Here is a 19,419-nt window from a genome sequence, read left to right as displayed (position 1 = left end):
GATCACTCCTCGTAGAAATCAGGTACGGACGTGGTCACCCGGCCACGAACGGCCTGCTACGAAGAGCGCGTCGATAACGGACAGCCGAGTCCCGTCCGGAACGGACTACGGACCACGGCCTCCCTCGCCGAGCAACCTGAACAGACTACTCGGTGGGGAGGCCGCAGAAAAATCGATCAACCTGGAGGAGCAGCCGCCTACTGCTCGTCGAACAGGCTCGTCACCGAACCGTCCTCGAACACCTCACGCACGGCGCGCGCGATGGTCGGGGCGATCGACAGCACCGAGATCTTGTCCATGTCCCGGGCCAGCTCACCCGGCGTCGGCAGCGTGTTGGTGAACACGAACTCACTCACCCGAGAGTTCTTCAGCCGGTCCGCAGCCGGACCCGACAGCACACCGTGCGTCGCCGTCACGATCACGTCCTCCGCACCGTGCGCGAACAGCGCGTCGGCAGCGGCACAGATCGTCCCACCCGTGTCGATCATGTCGTCGACCAGGACACACACCCGGCCCTTGACCTCACCCACGACCTCGTGGACCGTCACCTGGTTCGCGACGTCCTTGTCCCGCCGCTTGTGCACGATCGCCAGCGGCGCGCCCAGCCGGTCGCACCAGCGGTCCGCGACCCGGACCCGGCCGGCGTCCGGCGAGACCACCGTCAGCTTCTCCCGGTCCACCTTCTTGCCCACGTAGTCCGCGAGCAGCGGCAGCGCGAACAGGTGGTCCACCGGACCGTCGAAGAAGCCCTGGATCTGGTCCGTGTGCAGGTCCACGGTCAGGATCCGGTCCGCCCCGGCCGTCTTCATCATGTCCGCGATCAGACGCGCCGAGATCGGTTCACGACCACGGTGCTTCTTGTCCTGCCGCGCGTAACCGTAGAACGGCACAATGACCGTGATGGAGCGCGCCGACGCCCGCTTCAGGGCGTCGATCATGATCAACTGCTCCATGATCCATTTGTTGATCGGAGCCGTGTGGCTCTGGATCAGGAAGCAATCGGCACCACGCGCCGACTCCTGATAACGCACATAGATCTCACCGTTGGCGAAGTCGAAGGCCTTGGTGGGGACAACCCCGACACCCAGCTGGTGGGCGACCTCCTCGGCAAGCTCGGGGTGGGCGCGGCCGGAGAAGAACATCATCTTCTTCTCGCCGGTCGTCTTGATCCCGGTCACAGCACTGTCTCCTCAGAGGTGTCTCAGCTGGATGTCGACACGACGTCTCAACTGGACGAAAAGCGTCGTCTCAGCTGGTGGGGTGCGGGTGTGCACTTATCACGGTACGCCGTCCCAGACGCACCTGTTTCCGGTCAGCCTTCGCCTTCCGGCTTCCTGGAAGCCGCCTCGGCCGCCTTCGCCGCCGCGCTGCCCGGACGCTTACGAGCCACCCAACCCTCGATATTCCGCTGCTGACCACGGGCCACGGCCAGCGAACCGGGCGGCACGTCCTTCGTGATCACGGACCCGGCGGCGGTGTAAGCACCGTCCCCGATCGTGACAGGCGCCACAAACATGTTGTCCGAACCCGTCTTGCAGTGCGACCCGACGGTGGTGTGATGCTTCTCCTCGCCGTCGTAGTTCACGAACACACTCGCGGCGCCGATGTTCGAGTTGTCGCCGATCGTCGCGTCCCCGACGTACGACAGATGCGGCACCTTCGTACCCTCACCGATCGAGGCGTTCTTCGTCTCGACGTACGTCCCGATCTTGCCCTTGCGCCCCAGCCGCGTCCCCGGACGCAGATAGGCGTACGGCCCCACCGTCGCCTCCGGACCGACCACCGCACTGTCCGACACCGTGTTGTCGACCCGCGCCCCGGCCCCGACCCGGGTGTCCTTCAGCCGGCTGTTCGGACCGACCTCGCAGCCCGCGCCCAGATGCGTCGACCCCTGCAGCAGCGTGTTCGGCAGCACCACGACGTCCTGCTCGAACGTCACCCCCACCTCGACCCACGTCGAACCCGGATCCACGACGGTCACACCGTCCAGCATGGCGGCCGTCAACAACCGCTCGTTCAGGATCCGCCGCGCCTCCGCCAGCTGCACACGGTTGTTGATCCCCGCGATCTCCCGGTGATCACCGGCCACCGAGGCACCCACGCGGTGCCCGGCCTCCCGCAGGATGCCGAGCACGTCCGTCAGGTACTCCTCGCCCTGGCTGTTGTCCGTACGGACCTGCCCCAGCGCCTCGGCCAGCAGCCGGCCGTCGAAGGCGAACACCCCCGAGTTGATCTCCCGGATCGCCCGCAGCTCCTCGGACGCGTCCTTGTGCTCGACGATCGCCGTCACCGCACCCGAGGCCGCGTCCCGCACGATCCGCCCGTACCCCGTGGCGTCCGGCACCTCGGCGGTCAGCACCGTGACCGCGTTGCCGTCCTCGGAGTGGGTGCGGGCGAGGTTCTTGAGGGTCTCGCCGGTCAGCAGCGGGGTGTCACCGCAGACGACCACGACGGTCCCGGCGAGACCGCCGCCGAGCTCCTCCAGACCCATCCGGACGGCGTGACCCGTGCCGTTCTGCTGCGCCTGGACGGCGGTGCGCACGTCGGGGGCGACGTCGCCGAGGTGAGCGGTGACCTGCTCCCGGGCGTGCCCGACGACCACGACGAGGTTCTCGGGCTTCAACTCACCGGCGGCGGCGAGGACATGGCCGACCAGGGAACGTCCGCAGATCTCGTGCAGGACCTTCGGTGTGGCCGACTTCATACGGGTGCCCTCACCCGCTGCGAGTACGACGACGGCTGCCGGGCGAATGGCGCTCACGGGATGCCCTTCGGCTGTGGAGGGGGTGTGGACAACCGCAGGATACCGGGGTGGGGTCGGGGGCAGATGAGAGCGGGCCCTGACAGAGCTGTCAGGGCCCGAACTCAAGTGTGGCGCACTGTGGCTCCCCCGCAAGGATTCGAACCTTGACCTGCCAAGACCAAAACTTGGTGTGCTGCCTGGTTACACCACGGGGGACAGTGCCTCAGACCTTACCGGAGTCGCGTCGCTGCGCCAGCAGCTGTCCCGTTCCACCAACCATCAATACGGCAGTACAGTTGCGCCCCTTGCCGGACTCGCACGACAAGGCAGCCGCGACAGTCGGCCGCGTCGGCGCTCTCGTGGATCATGACTCGAAACCTGACGCGCTCGCGGTCCACGCCCAGCAGGTCGAGCCAGGCGAGGAAGACCTGGATCACCGCCGGGTCACTGTTGACGAAGTCCACGACCTCGCGACGTTGATACGGCCTGCTCTTCTGCCCCTCGGCCCAATAAGGTCGTCCTTCGCGTTCGGCCGCTTCGTCCACGCCGGCGGCGGCTCGCCCCTCACCAACTGGTGGAGGACGTCGTTGTTGTAGATCTTCAGCTGGTCGCGGATCTGCCGGAGGCTGTGGCCCTGGCGTACTTGCCGTGTGAATGTGCCATGCGCATACCGTCCGGGTGGAATGATCCGTTCCGGGGGTGGACGTTCGGGGTTCAGTAGTTCGGGGGATTCCAGGGGGTTTCGTTGTTGTTCGGCTACGGAGTGTGGTGTGGCCAAGTCGTCGAAACTCGCCGGAAAAGCGATGGCCCCCGCCCGTAGGCTGGAGGGCATGACCACGACGGGGGAAGAGCGCGCCCAGGGCCTGTCGGGCCCGTGGTGGTGGGCGAGATGGCGTAGTGCCGCACTGGACGGGACGCTCGCGCTGCTGTCCGCGATCGAGTGCGGTGTCGAGGGAGTGCCGTTCGCGCGGGACGCGGGAATCCCGGTCGCCGCCGGTGTCGTCTTCGGCCTGCTGGCCGGCTCGACGCTGCTGCTGCGCCGGATGTGGCCGATCCCCGTCGTGCTGGTGTCGATCGCGATCTCACCGGCGCAGATGGGCTTCCTGCTGACCGTGGTCGGCCTGTACACCCTCGCCGCCTCGGAGCTGCCGCGCCGGATCATCACGGCGCTCGCGGGCATGTCGCTGGTGGGCACGCTGGTGGTGACGTTCGTCCGGGCGCAGCAGGACATGGCGCGGGGCGACGTGGGCATCGGCGAGTGGGTCGTCCCCTTCGTCTCCATCACGGCCTCGCTCGGCGTGACCGCGCCGCCTCTGCTGCTGGGCCTGTACGTGGGTGCCCGGCGCCGGCTGATGGAGAGCCTGCGGGAGCGCGCCGACAGCCTGGAGCGGGAGCTTCAGTTGCTCGCGGAGCGGGCGGAGGAGCGGGCCGAGTGGGCGCGCAACGAGGAGCGGACGCGGATCGCGCGGGAGATGCACGACGTGGTCGCGCATCGGGTGAGTCTGATGGTGGTGCACGCCGCCGCGTTGCAGGCCGTCGCGCGGAAGGATCCGGAGAAGGCCGTGAAGAACGCGGCGCTGGTGGGCGACATGGGGCGGCAGGCGCTGACCGAGCTGCGCGAGATGCTCGGGGTGCTGCGCAGCGGTGACGGTGGTGCGGGGCGGCGGGAGCGGGCGGCGGTGCCGCTGGCGGCGGTGGGGGCGGCCGCGGCCGCCGCGGCGGCGGCCTCGCGGGCGGTCGCGGTCGACGAGGGTCCGGTGGGGGACGGTCCCTGTCTGTCGGAGCTGGACGAGTTGGTCGGGCAGTCTGCGGCGGCGGGGATGGTGGTCGACCTGTCGGTCGAGGGGGAGGTGCGGGTGTACGCGCCCGCGGTGGAGCAGACGGCGTTCCGTGTGGTGCAGGAGGCGCTGACGAACGTCCACAAGCACGCGGCAGGGGCGAAGACCTATGTGCGGTTGGCGCACCGGGTGTCGGAGATCGCGATGCAGGTGGAGAACGAGCCGCCGCCGGAGGCCGCGTCGGCGTCCTCGGCCCGGTTGCCCTCGGGGGGCAACGGGCTGGTGGGGATGAAGGAGCGGGTCGTCGGCCTGGGCGGGGTGTTCGTGTCCGGGCCGACGGACGCGGGGGGTTTCCGGGTGTCGGCGGTGATTCCGGCGTCGTAGCCGGGGTGGGACCGCCGGGAGGTTCAGCCCGCTGTGAGGCGTACCGGTTCCATGCCGGAGACGAGGCCGGTGAGGGCGCGGTCGATGTCGGCGCCGAGGTACCAGTCGCCGGTGTGGTCGAGGGCGTAGACGCGGCCTTCGGTGTCGATGGCGAGCAGGGCCTGGGTGTCGGATTCGGCGCCGAGGGGGCTGACCTCGGTGTCGAGGGCGCGGCCGAGGTCGCCGAGGGTGCGGGCCATGTGCAGGCCGTGCAGCGGGTCCAGGTGGAGGTGTGCGGGGGCGATCTGGCGTCCGGGGCCGGTCGGGGCGATCCGCAGGCCGCCGAATTCGGCCCAGGCTTCCACGGCGGCGGGGAAGACGGCGTGCCGGTGGCCGGCGGGTGAGGTGTGCTCGCGCAGGGTGTCGGCCCAGATCTCGGCCTGCTTGATGTCCCAGCGTCCCGGTTGCCAGCCGGCGTCGCGCAGGGCGGCGTCGACGGGTACGGCGAAGCGGGTGGTCGAGGTGCGGTCGGTGTGCATCTGCCCTTCGTTCGTCGTACGGCTCGTGCGGTGCGGCGACCCGGGTGTCGAGGGACTCCGGCGGGCCGTTCCAGTCGTCAGTCGTCAGTCGTCAGTCGTCAGTCGTCAGTCGTCGGCCGTCGCCGGGTCGACGACGCGGACGCCGAAGTGGGCGGTGAGGGCGGCGCAGGCGCGGCACGGGGCGGCGAAGCCGCCGTGCAGGGGGTCGCCGTCCTCGCGGATGCGGCGGGCGGTGAGCTTGGCCTGCTTGAGGGCCTTGCGGGCCTCGCCGTTGGTCATGGGTTTTCGGGCCGCGCGTCTGCTGCGGGCGGCGTCGGCGGCGGCGAGGTGCCGGGAGATGAGGATGGCCTCGGCGCAGCGGCCGGTGAAGCGGTCGCGTTGGGCGCTTGTGAGGGTGTCGAGGAAGTCCTGCACGAGGGGGTGGAGGGCGGGGGGCTGGTCGCCGCGGGCGGCGGTGCCGGTGAGGGTGGCGCCGCGGACGGAGAGGGCGGCGGCGACGGTCGGGAGTATGCCGTCGCGGCGGTGGTGGAGGGTGGGCGCGGGGCGGCTGTCGGTGGCGCTCCAGCCGATCCGAGGGTCGCCGGAGGGGCCGGCGTGCGGCCCCGTTTGCGTGGCGTTCATGATCGTATTTCCCCTCCCGTGCATCCCCCCGGCGGACACAGAGTGCCAAATGCCGTGGCCTGTGTGGAAGCTGGGGCGCCGCGACACGCCCGGGGCGGGGCAGGCTGTCACGGTGGGGTGACGGCTGGTCACCGTGGGCGGAGGAAGGGTTTCCGGTGCTGTGACGTGCGCCGGTGACCGGTTTCGTCGTACCGCATAGGCTGTTGGCACCACGAGGCGCGGTCAACGCGTTGGAGACAGTCGATACGGGGCGTAGCGGGCCGAAGGGTTCAAGAAGGTCCGCCACGGGTCGTACCAGAGTGCCGCAGGGGGCAACCGCCATGACGACAGGTCGGCTCGGGCTGGGGGCACCTCCCGGCCGCCAGGCCGGGGGAGAAGCCGCGCCGCCGAACGCGGCCTACGCCGGGCAGGTCGTGCACTTCCCGGATCCGGTCCGGGCGGCCCGTCACCCGGGAGGGGTGCGGGTGGACGAGAACGGCTACCCCGACTTCTCGGCCTACGCGCGTGCGGCCGCGGAGATCGCGGAACCGCCGGCGGGTTTCGGTGTGGACGAGTTGCGGCTGACGGACTACGTGTCGGCGAACGCGGCGTTGTCGGCGTCCGGTCACGACCTGTGGGACACGGTGGCGCCGGTGGCGACCCCGCACGGGTGGACGTGGCATCACGTGGTGGGGACGCGGCGGCTGGAGTTGGTGCCGGTCGAGGTGAAGGCGCTGTTGCGTCATCACGGCGGGATCGCCACGGCCGCGGTGGACCAGACGAAGCGGGGCACGCGGCCCCTCCAGGAGACGCGGCCGGCGCACTTCGGTTTGCCGAAGTCGGGTCTTGCGGTGACGGAGGCGCAGGTGCTGGGCGTCGAGGAGGACCTCGGGTACCGGCTGCCGGGCGCGTACCGCTCGTTCCTGAAGGCGGCCGGTGGCTGTGCGCCGGTCGGGACCGCGCTGGACGCGGAGTTGGGGCTGCTGATCGACCAGCCGTTCTTCACGGTGCGCGACGAGGCGGCGGTCAACGACCTGGTGTACGTGAACAAGTGCCTGCGTGACCATCTCACCAAGGACTACCTGGGTGTCGGGTTCGTGCAGGGCGGTCTGCTCGCCGTGAAGGTGAAGGGCGAGCGCGCCGGTTCGGTGTGGTTCTGCGCGTACGACGACACGCGGGACGTCGATCCCGCGTGGGCTCCGGCCGAGCGGGTGGAGCGGTTGCTGCTGCCGGCCGGGGAGGACTTCGACGTCTTCCTGTCGCGGCTGGCGGGGTCGCCGCCGGAGTTGGACACGGTGGCGAATCTGATGGTGGACGGCGGTTTCGCGCGGGCGGTCGACGTCTCGTCCTCGGTGTCTGTGGGGGAGTGAGCTGACGATGGTGACCTTCGCGCAGGCGCAGGAGCGTGCCGAGGAGTGGATCAACGGGGACGTGCCGTCGTACCAGCATCGTGAGGTGCGGGTGCGGGAGTTCGAGCTCGGGTTCGTGGTGTGGGCCGAGGACCGCGCGGACGGGCCGCGGTCGGACGGCGGCACACAGCGGCTGGTGATCGCGCGGGACAGCGGGGAGGCCACGCTCTGGCCGTCGCTGCCGGTGGGCGAGGTCGTCCGGCGCTACGAGGAGGAGTACGGGCGTCCGGAGGCGACGCCCGCGCCGGTGGCCGCGCCCGCGGAGCGGGTGGACCTCAACCAGACGTCGTTCCTGCTGAGTCCGCCGGAGTGGTTGCAGGAGGCGGCCGACAGGATGGGGATCCCGGATCGCCGGGGTGCGGCCGCGGCGTCCGGGGGCGGCACCGGGGCGGCCCAGCCGGGCGGCGCCGCCGGCAGTGGGGCGGCCTGGCCCGCGGCCGCGGGCGGCACCGAGGACGTGCCGCCGGCCGGGTCCGCGCCGGCGGGTGCGCCGGGTGCGCCTGCGGCACCGGCGGGAGCGACCCCGTGGGCCGGTACGGACACCAACGCGGACGCCGGTGAGGACCGTTCCGTGCCGCTGCCGGTGACGGTGTTCGCGCCGCCGTTGAGCGGGGCCGACGAGGAGGAGTCCCGGGTGGCTCCGCCGGAGGCGCGGACGGCGCTGATCGCGGGGGGAAGCCAGCTTCCGCCGACGACGGTCGCGCCGGTGCTGGACGAGGGGTCCTCGCAGGGGGCGGGTGCCCCGGCGCAGCCGCCGCTCGCGCAGACGTACGGCTATCCGCAGGGGGTGGCGGGCGCGGCGACGCCGGGTTCCGCCACGCCGCCGCCGGTTCCGGGTACGCCGGCTCCGGGGGTGCCCGTGCCGGGGGCGCCGACGCCGCCGCCCGTTCCGGGTGCGCCCGTTCCGGGTTCGGCCACGCCTCCTCCGGGTGTTCCGGGCGGCCCGTCGTACGGGGCCGGGCAGACGCCGGGCGCGCCGCAGCCCCCCGCCGCGGACGCCGGGGACATCGCCGACGCCGCCACCTCCAAGGCGGCGCCGCCGCCCCGTCGTGGGCGGAGCGGCGGCGCGACGCCGCCTCCGCCGCCGGGTGTTCCGGGCACGCCCGGCGCGCGGCCGGGAAGCACGCCTGCGCCGGGTACGCCCGGCGCGCAGGGCGCGTACGTGCCCACGCAGCTCGTCTCCTCCCTCGGGCCCGAGGGACCTGAGGGTCCCGCGGCCGGTCCGGGCGCGCCGCAGGCGCCGGGTGCGCCGACCCCGCCCGGGCCGCCGGCTCCCCCGGGAACGCCGGGAACTCCGGGCGGGACACCGCCCGGTGGGGCGCACCACGCGGCCACGATGCTGGCCGAACCCGGGCCCACCGGGCCCGGGCGGGGGGCACCGCAGCCTCCGGGCGCGCCCCAGGCTCCGGGCGCTCCGGGAGCCCCTGGCATGCCGGGCGCGCATCAGCCCCCCGGTGCCCCCGGCGTCCCGGGTGCGCAGGGTTCGGCCGGGGGTGCGCACGGCGCCGTGCACCACGCGGAGACGATGCTCGCCGGTCCCGCCGTGGGCGGTCCCGGTGCGCCCCCGCCGCCGCAGGCACCGGGTGTTCCCGGCGTGCCTCCCGGCGTCCCGCACCCGATGCCCCCGGCGCAGGGGGCGGTGCCACCGCCTCCGGCTCCCGAGATGCCGATGCCGGGACAGCCGGTTCCCGGGCAGCGTCCGGCGTACGGATATCCGCAGCAGGGTCAGCCGACCGTCGGACCGGGCTATCAGGCCGTGCTGCGCTACCGCGCGCAGGACGGCTCGGAGCAGCAGCTGATCCGGCGTTCGGCGCCGGGTACGCCGCACCCGGAGTGGCAGATCTTCCACGAGCTGCGGGCCATGAACGTGCCGCCGGACCAGGTCCTGGAGCTGCACACCGAGTTGGAGTCGTGCGAGCTGCCGGGCGCGTACTGTGCGCGGATGATCCGCGAGCAGTGGCCGCAGGCGCGGATCGCGAGCATCGCGCCGTACGGCACGGATCACGCGAGCCGGCAGCAGGGCATGCAGCAGCTGCTGGCGCATCAGGGCGAGTTGCATCAGGTGGCGGACGGTCCCGCGCGCCCGGCGCCGGTGCGGGCGCCGCTGCCGCCGGTGCAGCCGGCGCCGCCGCTGCCGCCGGAGGGCGTGGCGCAGGAGCTGGCGGGGGCGTTCGGGCCGGGCGTGTTCCGGTTCGAGCAGGCCGCGGTGTCCCGGCAGGGCGTGCCCCCGGTCGTGGCCCACACGCTGGTGGCGGCCGGACTGCCGCTGGACATGGGGCCGTTCTTCTGGGCGCAGGCCCAGCCGGGCCGGCCGGTGCCGACACTGGCCGAGCTGGCGCAGGAGCGTGGGGTGCAGCCCGCGGCGGGCGCGGGCTCGTACCTCGTCATGGGCAGCGACTTCGGCAAGGCCCTGTGCGTGCAGTACGGCACGGCGCACATCGTGGCCGTGCCGGTGGAGGCCGGGCCGGGCGGTGCGCCGGTGCCGCCGCAGTTCGTGAACACCGGGCTGCCGGAGTTCGTGCGCTGCCTGGCGCTGCTGGGCCGGATGTGGCGGCTGCGGTTCGGGCTGAACCAGGAGCAGGCGGGCCGCTGGACGGTCGACTTCCAGGCCCAGTTGGCGGCGCTCGACCCGGCGGCGCTGGGTTCGCCGGAGAGCTGGTGGTCGGTGCTGCTGGAGCAGATGTGGGACGGGCTGCTGTGATGCCTGCGGTGCGCTGACATCCCTTGCGGGGAGGGCCGGGCCCGGTCGTGAGACCGGGCCCGGCCCCTCTGTTTTCCGGAACGTGCACCAGGAGCGCCCGGCGCGGAGTGTCGGATTATGACCATTTCTGTCCGATACATCAAGATATGCGCTAAATCGACATCGCTCGAGGAGTTCCGCAATGAGCAGCGCATCCGTGTCGTCGCATGGCTTCGCGCCAGTACGGGGGCGCGGTTACCGCCCCGAAGAGGTCGATGCCTACATCGAGGCCCTGTCCGAGGATCGTGACGCCGCCTGGGAGCGGGCCGCCCGTCTCACCGTCCTGGCCCGGGAGATGGAGGAGGAGCTGGAGGATCTGCGCGAGACGCTCGCCGAGCTTCCCCCGCAGACGTACGAGTCGCTGGGGGAGGGCGCCCGGCTGCTCTTCCAGGCGGCGCGGGACGAGGCCGCGGCGGTGCGGGAGTGTGCGCGGCGTGAGACGCAGGAGCAGGTCACCGAGGCCGAGGCGTACGCCGACCGGGTGCGCCGGACGGCGCGGGAAGAGGCGGACGCGCTCGTGACGGAGGTCGAGGAACGGGCCCGGCAGCGGGTGCTCGCGGCGCGCACGGAGGCGGACGAGATCCGGATCGAGGCCCGGCGGGAGGTCAAGGAGGGCCGCGCGGAGGCGCTGTCCGCGCTGCGCGAGGTCCGGCACCGCACCGCCGCGATCCTGGCCGAGCAGGAGAAGGTGCAGGCCGAGCGCTGGTCCGCGGTGGAGAACCAGGCCGTGGAGGGCGACGCCGTCGTGGACGCGGGCCTCGCCGACCGGGTCGCGCGCGCGGAGGCCGAGCTGGCCGAGGCGGAGCGGGACTTCGCCGACGCCGAACAGGCTCTGGGGCGTGAGCAGGAGAAGGCGCAGGCGCTGGCCGCCGAGGTGCTCGCGCAGGCCCGGGCGCGTGAGGAGCACATCGCCCGCGAGACCGAAGGGGTCCTGCGGGAACACGGGGAGCGCTGGGACGACGTACAGGCGCACATGGACTACGTCCGCAACAGCCTCGCAGCACTGACCGGCGGCCGAGCCCCGGCGGAATGACCGACCGGGCCCCCGCCCGCCCACCGACATACGCCGACGAATCCCCCCGCCGACGCCCGACGGCACACCGTTGCGGCCTTTGCTCCCGCCAGCGGTGCACCGTTTCGTCCCGGTGCAGGGCGACTGCGGGGCGGTTCCCGGCGCCCCCCGGGTTCGTAGCTCACCCCTTTCGGCGTACCGCTCCGGCCAGGATCCACGCCTCCACGGCCTCGTACTGGCGACGTTGCTCCTCCGCCTTGCGCCGGCCGGAGGCCATCGTGCCGAGCCAGCCGAAGGCGAAGCCGAGGGGGACGGAGACCAGGCCCGTGGTGGTGAAGGGGAAGTACGTGAAGTCGGCCTCGGGGAAGGCGGCGACGGGTGAGCCGGAGACCAGCTTGGTGCCCGGCGTCAGGATCAGCACCGCGAGCGAGCCGCCGATGAGGGTGCTCAGCAGGCCGGTGCGGGTGTAGCGGCGCCAGAAGAGGGAGTAGACCAGGGCGGGCGCGAGGGCCGAGGCGCCCAGGGAGAACGACAGGGTCACCAGGGGTTGCAGGCTGCGGTGCTGGACCATCGTGGCCAGCAGGATGGTCGGGATGCCGATCGCGACGGCGGAGAGGCGGGCCAGGGTCATCTCACGGCGGGCGGACAGCTCCTGGACGCGTCCGGCGAAGACGTCGTGCGCCAGGGAGTTGGCGCAGGCGAGGATCATCCCGGCGACCGAGGCGAGCACCGTCAGGAAGACGGCGGTCGCGACCGCTGTGAACAGGAACGTCTCCCCGGTCGTCACCTCCGGCCCGAACGCGGCCTGGGAGCCCAGCAGATAGGCGGAGTTGCCCTGCGGGTCGGCGGCCGCGACGGTCTCGCGGCCCAGCAGCGCGGTCGCGCCCATGGCGACGACCGTGATGATCAGCACGAAGACCGCGACGCCGGACACCGCCCAGGACATCGACCGGCGCACCTGGCGGGCGCTGGACGCGGTGTACATGCGCATGGTGACGTGCGGCAGGCAGCCGCCGCCGAGCACCACGCACAGCTCGGCGGTGATCATGTCGAGCCGGGGGAACGGCCCGCCCTCGAACTGCAGCCCGGAGCTGAGGAACGCGGCGCCCACCCCGCTCCGGTCCGCCGCCGTGTCGAACAGGGCGGCCGGGTCCCAGTCGAACTTGGCCAGCACCAGCGCGGCGACCACCGCCCCCGACCCGAGCAGCATCACCATCTTCAGGATCTGGATGAGCGCGGTCCCCTTCATCCCGCCGATCGCGGCGTAGCTGATCATCAGCGCGCCGAGGCCCACGATGCAGCCCGTCTCCACCGTCGTGCCGGACAGCCCCAGCAGAAAGGCCATCAGCTGTCCGGTGCCCGCGAGCTGGACCAGCATCAGCGGCAGCAGCGCGGCCAGCGTCACCACGCAGGCGGTCACCCGCACGGCCCGCCCCGGCATACGGCGTGCGAAGGCGTCCCCCATCGTGAAGCGGCCCGCGTTGCGCAGCGGTTCCGCCAGCAGGAACATCAGCAGCAGCAGCGAGAGCGTGGTGCTGAGCGCCAGCACGATCCCGTCGTGGCCGTACAGGGCGATCACTCCGGCGGTGCCCAGCACGGTCGCCGCGGAGATGTAGTCGCCGGCGATCGCGAGGCCGTTGCGCATCGGGGACAGGGAGCTGTAGCCGGTGTAGAACTCGTCGAGGTCGTCGCGGTCGGGGCCGGTCATCACGCACAGCAGCAGCGTGATGGTGGCGACGACGGTGAACGCGACCAGCGTCATCGTCTCCGCGGACTCACTGAATCCGGTCATCGGCCGGCCCCCCGCTTGGCGTCGAGCGCGGCCTGCCGGCGGATGCGGTCCGCCAGCGGATCGACCCGCACGCGCGCCGTGCGCTCGTACAGCGCGATCGCCAGCCAGGTGACCGGCAGTTGGGCCAGCGCGAGCAGCAGTCCGGTCGGCAGTCCGCCGGCGGCCCCGGCCGTCATGAAGCCCGGCGCGACCGCGGACAGCACCAGGAACAGGGTGAAGTACCCGAGAGCGGTCAGCGTCGCCACCCGCCGCTGCCAGCGGTAGGCGCTGCGCAGGATGCGCAGGTCGCTGTGGTGTCCGAGCGGCGCGTGCACGGGCGTCGGCCGCCGGTCGGGTTCGGGACGGGCTTCCGGCTGCCAGGGGTAGGTGGGGTGGGTCCGCGAGGCGAGGGGCGGCGCGGACGCGGTGGGCGGGAGGCCGGGGAAGCGGGGCGGGAAGGGGTCGTCGCCGGAGGGCGGGTACGACCGGTCGCGGGGAGGCGGCGGGTAGGAGGGGTGGCGGGGAGGCGGCGGGTACGACGGGCGTCGGGGAGGTGGCGGGTACGGGTCGTGGGACATCCCGTGCTCCTTGCGTGGCTCGGGTCCGTGGCGGCGGACCGCAGGGAGGTGGGGGGCGGGCCACGCACGCTACTCGCGAGTTAAGGAACGCGCGGCGTTTTCTCCAAACTGAGCGGTCGGTATGCGCTTACTTCACCGACCTGTCGATGACCTGCGGTGTTACCCGCGTTAACTCAGACTTTTGGATGCGCCCGGCGTGGGTCAGGACTCGTCGATGACCGGGAAGCGGCGCGGAGCCAGCACCAGCAGCGCCAGGAAGGCGAGCGCGGCCGCGCACGCCGCCCCCAGGTACACCGCGTGGACCGCGTCGGCGACGGCCCGCCGGGTCGTCTCGGACACCGCGCCCGTGCCGAGGCCGTGCGCCACGGCGTCGAGGTCCGCGCTGCCCATGTGTCCGGCCAGCACGCCGTTGGCCACGGCGCCGAAGACCGCCGCGCCCACGGTCTGTCCGGTCTGGCGGCAGAAGAGGATCGAGGCGGTGGCCGTGCCGCGCTCCGACCAGCCCACCGTGGACTGGACGCCGACGATGAGGGGCAGCTGGAACAGGCCGAGCGCCGCGCCGAGGAGGAGCATCACCAGCGTCGGCTGCCAGGCCTGGCCCGGGTACGGCAGCAGCGGGAAGGCCAGCAGGATCAGGGTCGCCGCGCCGATGCCCAGCATCGCCGTGTGGCGAAAGCCGATCCTGCGGTAGACGTGCTGGCTGCAGGCCGCCGAGACCGGCCAGCTCAACGTCCATACGGAGAGCACGAATCCGGCGGCGACCGGTCCGAGTCCGAGGACCGACTGGGCGTACGTCGGCAGGAAGACGGTCGGTGCGACCATCAGCAGCCCGAGCGCGCCCAACGCCAGGTTGACCGCGACGATCGTCCGGCGGCGCCACACCCACCCGGGGATGATCGGCTCGGCCGCCCGGCGTTCGATCACCACCAGGAGCGCGACCAGCGCGAGTCCCGTGCCGAACAGGGCGAGCGAGGGCGCCGACAGCCACGGCCAGGCCACCCCGCCCTGCACCAGTGCCGTCAGCAGCACCCCGCCGCAGGCGAAGACGGTGAGCGCGCCCCACCAGTCCACCCGCGCGCGTGCGGCCCGCTCACGCAGCGGCTCGTGCAGGTGACGCACGATCAGCCAGAGCGCGAGGCCGCCGACCGGCAGGTTGACCAGGAAGATCCAGCGCCAGTCGGCGTACGCGGCGAGGACCCCGCCGACCGCCGGGCCGGCGACCGCCGACACCGCCCACACCGTGGAGAGCCTGGCCTGGATCTTCGGGCGCTCCTGGAGCGGATACAGGTCGGCGGCGAGCGTCTGGACCGTGCCCTGGAGGGCGCCGCCTCCCAGACCCTGGACGACACGGAAGACGATCAGCGCCCACATGTTCCAGGCGAACGCGCACAGCAGGGAGCCGAGCAGGAAGACGGACGCTCCCACGACGAGGACCGGTTTGCGGCCGAAGGTGTCGGAGAGCTTGCCGTAGACGGGCAGGGTCACGGTGACCGCGAGCAGATAGCCCGAGAAGAGCCACGAGAAGACCGAGAAGCCGCCCAGGTCACCGACGATCTGCGGGACGGCCGTGGAGACGACGGTGGAGTCGAGCGCCGCCAGCGCCATGGCGAGCATCAGCGCCGCCACGACCGCTCCCCGCCTGCCGGTCGCGGCGCGCTCGGCGGCGCCCCGCACCACGGGTCTGGTGCTGCCCACGCGGATTCCTTCCCCTTGCACCTATCTGCCGTCCGACAGCTTCCCACTTGACCCTCACGCGACGGGAGGGTGCACCCTGAGGAGGCCGGAGGGGGGACCCGACCCTGAGACGGACTCCGCCCAGAGGGTGACGGCCCCTAGGGGGTTCTCCGTACTACGGCCCGGGGAGGGTTCGTCCCGGCGGAGGACGAACGCCCTCCCTGCCGTCCTTAACCTGGCTTTACGTCGTTGAGCGCCGCCGGGGAGGGCGGCCGGGGGCGGTGCACCGCACCTTCGGGGGTGGGGTTTTCCTCAGTGCAAGAGGGGGCCGTGCACCATCGAACGGCAGGCCTCCTGCCGCCAGACTCATCGGCGTAGCACTTCGCGGCGCACCTCGCACCACCCGGTACGACCCGGCACGGGCCGGTGGGCGCACTTCCGCGTCAACTCATGACCGACATAGGAGACATACGGTGACATCGGCTGTAACCATTCCCAGGCACGGGGGCACTGGAGAGCGTACGGCCGTAGCCGCGCGAGCGCGGCAGGTCGTCAAGGCATACGGGGCCGGGGAGACCCGCGTCGTCGCCCTCGACCATGTCGACGTGGACATCGCCCGCGGCCAGTTCACCGCGATCATGGGTCCGTCGGGCTCCGGCAAGTCCACCCTGATGCACTGTCTGGCCGGGCTCGACACCGTGACCAGCGGTCAGATCTACCTGGACGAGACGGAGATCACCGGCCTGAAGGACAAGAAGCTGACACGGCTGCGCCGCGACCGGATCGGCTTCATCTTCCAGGCCTTCAACCTGCTGCCGACGCTCAACGCCATAGAGAACATCACGCTCCCGATGGACATCGCCGGCCGCAAGCCCGACAAGGCGTGGCTGGACCGGGTGGTGGAGACCGTCGGGCTCGCCGACCGGCTCAAGCACCGGCCGACGCAGCTCTCCGGCGGCCAGCAGCAGCGCGTCGCCGTGGCCCGGGCCCTCGCCGCCCGCCCGGAGATCATCTTCGGTGACGAGCCGACCGGAAACCTGGACTCACGCGCGGGCGCCGAGGTGCTGGGCTTCCTGCGCCGCTCCGTGGACGAGCTCGGACAGACCATCGTGATGGTCACCCACGACCCGGTGGCCGCGTCCTACGCCGACCGGGTGCTGTATCTCGCCGACGGCCGGATCGTCGACGAGATGTTCCGGCCGACGGCCGAGACCGTCCTGGACCGCATGAAGGACTTCGACGCCCGGGGGCGCACGTCATGACCGTGCTGAAGACCTCGATGCGCAACTTCTTCGCGCACAAGGGGCGCATGGCCCTCTCGGCCGTCGCCGTGCTGCTCTCGGTCGCCTTCGTGTGCGGCACGCTCGTGTTCACCGACACCATGAACACCACCTTCGACAAGCTGTTCGCGGCCACCGCCTCCGACGTCACGGTCAGCCCCAAGGGCTCCTCGGACACCGGCGAGACCACCGCCGACAACGGCAAGCCGCCGGTCATGCCGGCCTCCGTCGTCGCCGAGGTCGGCCGGGCGGACGGCGTGAAGTCGGCGCAGGGGACGGTCTTCTCGACCTCGGTGACCGTCGTCGACGCCGACAAGGACAGCCTCTCCCCGACCAGCGGCGGGCCGACCATCGTCGGCAACTGGAACGCCAACGACGCCCGCACCATGAAGATCGCCTCCGGTTCCGCGCCGCAGGGCGCCGACCAGGTGATGGTCGACGCGGACACCGCCGACAAGCACGGCCTCGCACTGGGTGACGGGATCGGCATCATCACCGCCGTCGGCACCCACCGGGCGAAGATCACCGGCATCGCCGACTTCACCATCACCAACCCCGGTGCCGCGATCTTCTACCTCGACACGAAGACCGCCCAGCAGGCCCTGATCGGTGAGACCGGGGTGTACACCAACGTCAACGTCACCGCCGCGGCCGGTGTCAGCGACGCCCAGCTGAAGAAGAACGTCGCCACGGCGCTCGACGGCGGCTACAAGGTGCAGACGGCCAAGGAGGTCGCCGACGCCAACGCCGCGGACGTCCAGGAGTTCATGGGCGTGATCAAGTACGCGATGCTCGGCTTCGCCGGGATCGCCTTCCTCGTCGGCGTCTTCCTGATCATCAACACGTTCTCGATGCTGGTGGCCCAGCGCACCCGCGAGATCGGCCTGATGCGGGCCATCGGATCGAGCCGCAAGCAGGTCAACCGCTCGGTGCTGATCGAGGCGCTGCTGCTCGGCGTCGTCGGCTCCGTGCTCGGCGTCGGCGCGGGCGTGGGGCTCGCGGTGGGGCTCATGAAGCTCATGGGCGCCATGGGCATGAACCTCTCCACCGACGACCTGACCGTCGTGTGGACCACCCCGGTGGTCGGCCTCGTCCTCGGTGTCGTGGTCACCGTCCTGGCCGCCTACCTCCCGGCCCGCCGCGCCGGCAAGGTCTCGCCGATGGCCGCCCTGCGCGACGCCGGCGCCCCCGCCGACGCCAGGGCCGGAGTCGTCCGGGCCGTGATCGGCCTGCTGCTGACCGGCGGCGGCGGGTCCGCGCTCTACCTGGCCTCGGCAGCCGACACCGCCGGTGAGGGTGCGCTGTGGCTGGGCGCCGGTGTGGTGCTCTCGCTGATCGGCTTCGTCGTCATCGGCCCGCTGCTCGCGGGCGGCGTGGTCCGGGTGCTCGGGGCGATCGTGCTGCGGATGTTCGGCCCCGTCGGACGGATGGCCGAGCGCAACGCGCTGCGCAACCCGCGCCGCACCGGCGCCACGGGGGCCGCGCTGATGATCGGGCTGGCGCTGGTGGCCTGCCTGTCGGTGGTCGGCTCCTCGATGGTCGCCTCGGCGACCGAGGAGCTCGACAAGAGCGTCGGCACGGACTTCATCGTGCAGTCCGACAGCGGGCAGCTGATCACCCCGCAGGCGGTCCAGGCCGTCAAGGACGCCGACGGCGTGGCACGCGTCACCGAGTACAAGTGGACGCAGGCCGACTTCAGGACCCCGGACGGCAAGACGTCCAAGGACACCGCCATCACGGCCGCCGACCCGACGTACGCGCAGGACCTGCGGGTCGAGACCGTCGCCGGCAACCTCGCCGACGCCTACCGGCCCGACTCGATGTCCGTGCACGAGGAGTACGCCGAGGACCACGGCATCCGCCTCGGCTCCGCGATCACGGTCGCGTTCAAGGACGGCTCCGAGGCCCGGCTGACGGTCCGGGCGATCACCAGCAGCGACGCGGTGATCGACCAGGGCGCGATGTACACGTCGATCGACACCCTCGCCACCTATGTCCCGGCCGAGAAGATGCCGCTCGACACCCTGGTGTTCGCCTCGGCCGAGGAGGGCCAGGAGGCCGCCGCCTACACCGCGCTGAAGGCCGGTCTGGACGACTACCCGCAGTACAGCGTGCGGGACCAGACCGACTACAAGGAGGCCCTGAAGGACCAGATCGGGCAGCTGCTGAACATGATCTACGGCCTGCTGGCCCTCGCGATCATCGTCGCGGTCCTCGGCGTCGTGAACACGCTCGCCCTGTCGGTGGTCGAGCGGACCCGGGAGATCGGCCTGATGCGGGCGATCGGCCTCTCGCGCCGGCAGCTGCGCCGGATGATCCGCCTGGAGTCGGTCGTGATCGCCCTCTTCGGCGCCCTGCTGGGGCTCGGGCTGGGCATGGGCTGGGGCGCCACGGCGCAGCAGCTGCTGGCCCTGGAGGGGCTGGACGTGCTGGAGATCCCGTGGCCGACCATCGGCGCGGTCTTCGTCGGCTCGGCCTTCGTGGGACTGTTCGCCGCCCTGATCCCGGCGTTCCGGGCGGGCCGCATGAACGTCCTCAACGCCATCGCCACCGAGTAGCCACCGCACACGGGGGTTGCGGCGGACGGGCCCGGTGCCGAAAGTCCTGGGGGGACTTCCGGCACCGGGCCCCGCGCCGTCCCGGGCCCCGCGCCGTCCCGGGCCCCGCGCCGTCCCGGGCCTTGCGTCGTTCCGGGCCTTGCGTCGTTCTGGGTCCTGCGTCGTTCTGGGTCCTGTGTCGTTCTGGGTCCTGTGTCGTTCCGGGTCCTGTGTCGTTCCGGGCCTTGCGTCGTTCCGGGTCCTGTGTCGTTCCGGGTCCTGTGTCGTTCCGGGTCCTGTGTCGTCCCGGGCCTTGCGCCGTTCCGGGTCCTGTGTCGTCCCGGGTCCTGTGTCGTTCCGGGCCTTGCGTCGTTCCGGGCTTTGCGCTGTCCCGG

13 protein-coding genes, 1 tRNA gene and 1 pseudogene are annotated in these 19,419 nt (G+C 72.0%); 6 read left to right on the top strand and 9 right to left on the bottom strand.

The features are described from left to right. Window positions 1-197: 197 nt before the first annotated feature. The 4 genes and pseudogenes from ACZ7LV_RS33010 to ACZ7LV_RS32995 form a co-directional block, all read right to left on the bottom strand. Window positions 198-1,178, bottom strand: coding sequence for a ribose-phosphate diphosphokinase (locus ACZ7LV_RS33010; protein ID WP_393109397.1), 981 nt, complete (start codon window positions 1,176-1,178; stop codon window positions 198-200). 134 nt (window positions 1,179-1,312) lie between these two features. Next, window positions 1,313-2,761 (bottom strand): bifunctional UDP-N-acetylglucosamine diphosphorylase/glucosamine-1-phosphate N-acetyltransferase GlmU, encoded by a 1,449-nt coding sequence (glmU, locus tag ACZ7LV_RS33005; protein ID WP_471944826.1) that lies wholly within the window; start codon window positions 2,759-2,761, stop codon window positions 1,313-1,315. A gap of 121 nt (window positions 2,762-2,882) precedes the next feature. Then, window positions 2,883-2,959, bottom strand: a tRNA-Gln gene (locus ACZ7LV_RS33000). 14 nt (window positions 2,960-2,973) lie between these two features. Next, window positions 2,974-3,431, bottom strand: a pseudogene (locus tag ACZ7LV_RS32995) (hypothetical protein). A 142-nt stretch (window positions 3,432-3,573) separates the two neighbouring features. Between ACZ7LV_RS32995 and ACZ7LV_RS32990 the strand changes: the two are divergent. Next, the gene (locus ACZ7LV_RS32990) at window positions 3,574-4,905 is read left to right on the top strand and encodes a sensor histidine kinase (protein ID WP_471944824.1); all 1,332 of its coding nucleotides are present in this window, start codon (window positions 3,574-3,576) and stop codon (window positions 4,903-4,905) included. A 23-nt stretch (window positions 4,906-4,928) separates the two neighbouring features. On the opposite strand, the gene ACZ7LV_RS32985 is transcribed toward ACZ7LV_RS32990, so the two are convergent. Together ACZ7LV_RS32985 and ACZ7LV_RS32980 are read right to left on the bottom strand one after the other, a co-directional pair. Next, a complete protein-coding gene (locus ACZ7LV_RS32985; protein WP_471944822.1) occupies window positions 4,929-5,423 on the bottom strand; it encodes an SUKH-3 domain-containing protein in 495 nt (164 codons plus the stop codon). Window positions 5,424-5,528: 105 nt separating this feature from the next. Further along, window positions 5,529-6,044: a YwqJ-related putative deaminase gene (locus ACZ7LV_RS32980; protein ID WP_471944820.1), complete on the bottom strand. Its 516-nt coding sequence runs from the start codon at window positions 6,042-6,044 to the stop codon at window positions 5,529-5,531. 320 nt (window positions 6,045-6,364) lie between these two features. Here ACZ7LV_RS32980 and ACZ7LV_RS32975 point away from each other — a divergent pair, with 320 nt between their 5' ends. The 3 genes from ACZ7LV_RS32975 (at window position 6,365) to ACZ7LV_RS32965 (ending at window position 11,205) form a co-directional block, all read left to right on the top strand. Continuing rightward, window positions 6,365-7,393, top strand: coding sequence for an SMI1/KNR4 family protein (locus ACZ7LV_RS32975; protein WP_471944818.1), 1,029 nt, complete (start codon window positions 6,365-6,367; stop codon window positions 7,391-7,393). A 7-nt stretch (window positions 7,394-7,400) separates the two neighbouring features. After that, entirely contained in the window at window positions 7,401-10,133 is a 2,733-nt protein-coding gene (locus tag ACZ7LV_RS32970) for an SUKH-4 family immunity protein (RefSeq protein WP_471944816.1), read from the top strand. Between the two features lie 181 nt (window positions 10,134-10,314). Further along, window positions 10,315-11,205 (top strand): DivIVA domain-containing protein, encoded by an 891-nt coding sequence (locus tag ACZ7LV_RS32965; protein WP_471944814.1) that lies wholly within the window; start codon window positions 10,315-10,317, stop codon window positions 11,203-11,205. Between the two features lie 160 nt (window positions 11,206-11,365). On the opposite strand, the gene ACZ7LV_RS32960 is transcribed toward ACZ7LV_RS32965, so the two are convergent. From ACZ7LV_RS32960 to ACZ7LV_RS32950, 3 genes are all read right to left on the bottom strand, one after another. After that, on the bottom strand, window positions 11,366-12,976 hold the full coding sequence (locus ACZ7LV_RS32960) for a sodium/solute symporter (RefSeq protein WP_471944812.1): 1,611 nt from the start codon (window positions 12,974-12,976) through the stop codon (window positions 11,366-11,368). Further along, the gene (locus ACZ7LV_RS32955) at window positions 12,973-13,533 is read right to left on the bottom strand and encodes a DUF485 domain-containing protein (protein WP_471944810.1); all 561 of its coding nucleotides are present in this window, start codon (window positions 13,531-13,533) and stop codon (window positions 12,973-12,975) included. The genes ACZ7LV_RS32960 and ACZ7LV_RS32955 overlap by 4 nt, the downstream gene beginning before the upstream one ends. A 201-nt stretch (window positions 13,534-13,734) precedes the next feature. After that, window positions 13,735-15,228, bottom strand: a complete 1,494-nt coding sequence (locus tag ACZ7LV_RS32950; protein ID WP_471944809.1) for an MFS transporter — start codon at window positions 15,226-15,228, stop codon at window positions 13,735-13,737. A gap of 452 nt (window positions 15,229-15,680) precedes the next feature. Here ACZ7LV_RS32950 and ACZ7LV_RS32945 point away from each other — a divergent pair, with 452 nt between their 5' ends. Both ACZ7LV_RS32945 and ACZ7LV_RS32940 read left to right on the top strand, forming a co-directional pair. After that, window positions 15,681-16,469, top strand: a complete 789-nt coding sequence (locus ACZ7LV_RS32945) for an ABC transporter ATP-binding protein (RefSeq protein ID WP_401681515.1) — start codon at window positions 15,681-15,683, stop codon at window positions 16,467-16,469. Next, a complete protein-coding gene (locus ACZ7LV_RS32940) occupies window positions 16,466-19,045 on the top strand; it encodes an ABC transporter permease (protein WP_471944808.1) in 2,580 nt (859 codons plus the stop codon). The genes ACZ7LV_RS32945 and ACZ7LV_RS32940 overlap by 4 nt, the downstream gene beginning before the upstream one ends. Window positions 19,046-19,419: the final 374 nt, after the last annotated feature.

This window comes from Streptomyces sp. NPDC107562, assembly GCF_055657325.1.
Note: the sequence above shows the minus strand (reverse complement) of the source record. Positions and strands in the feature narration are given on the sequence as shown.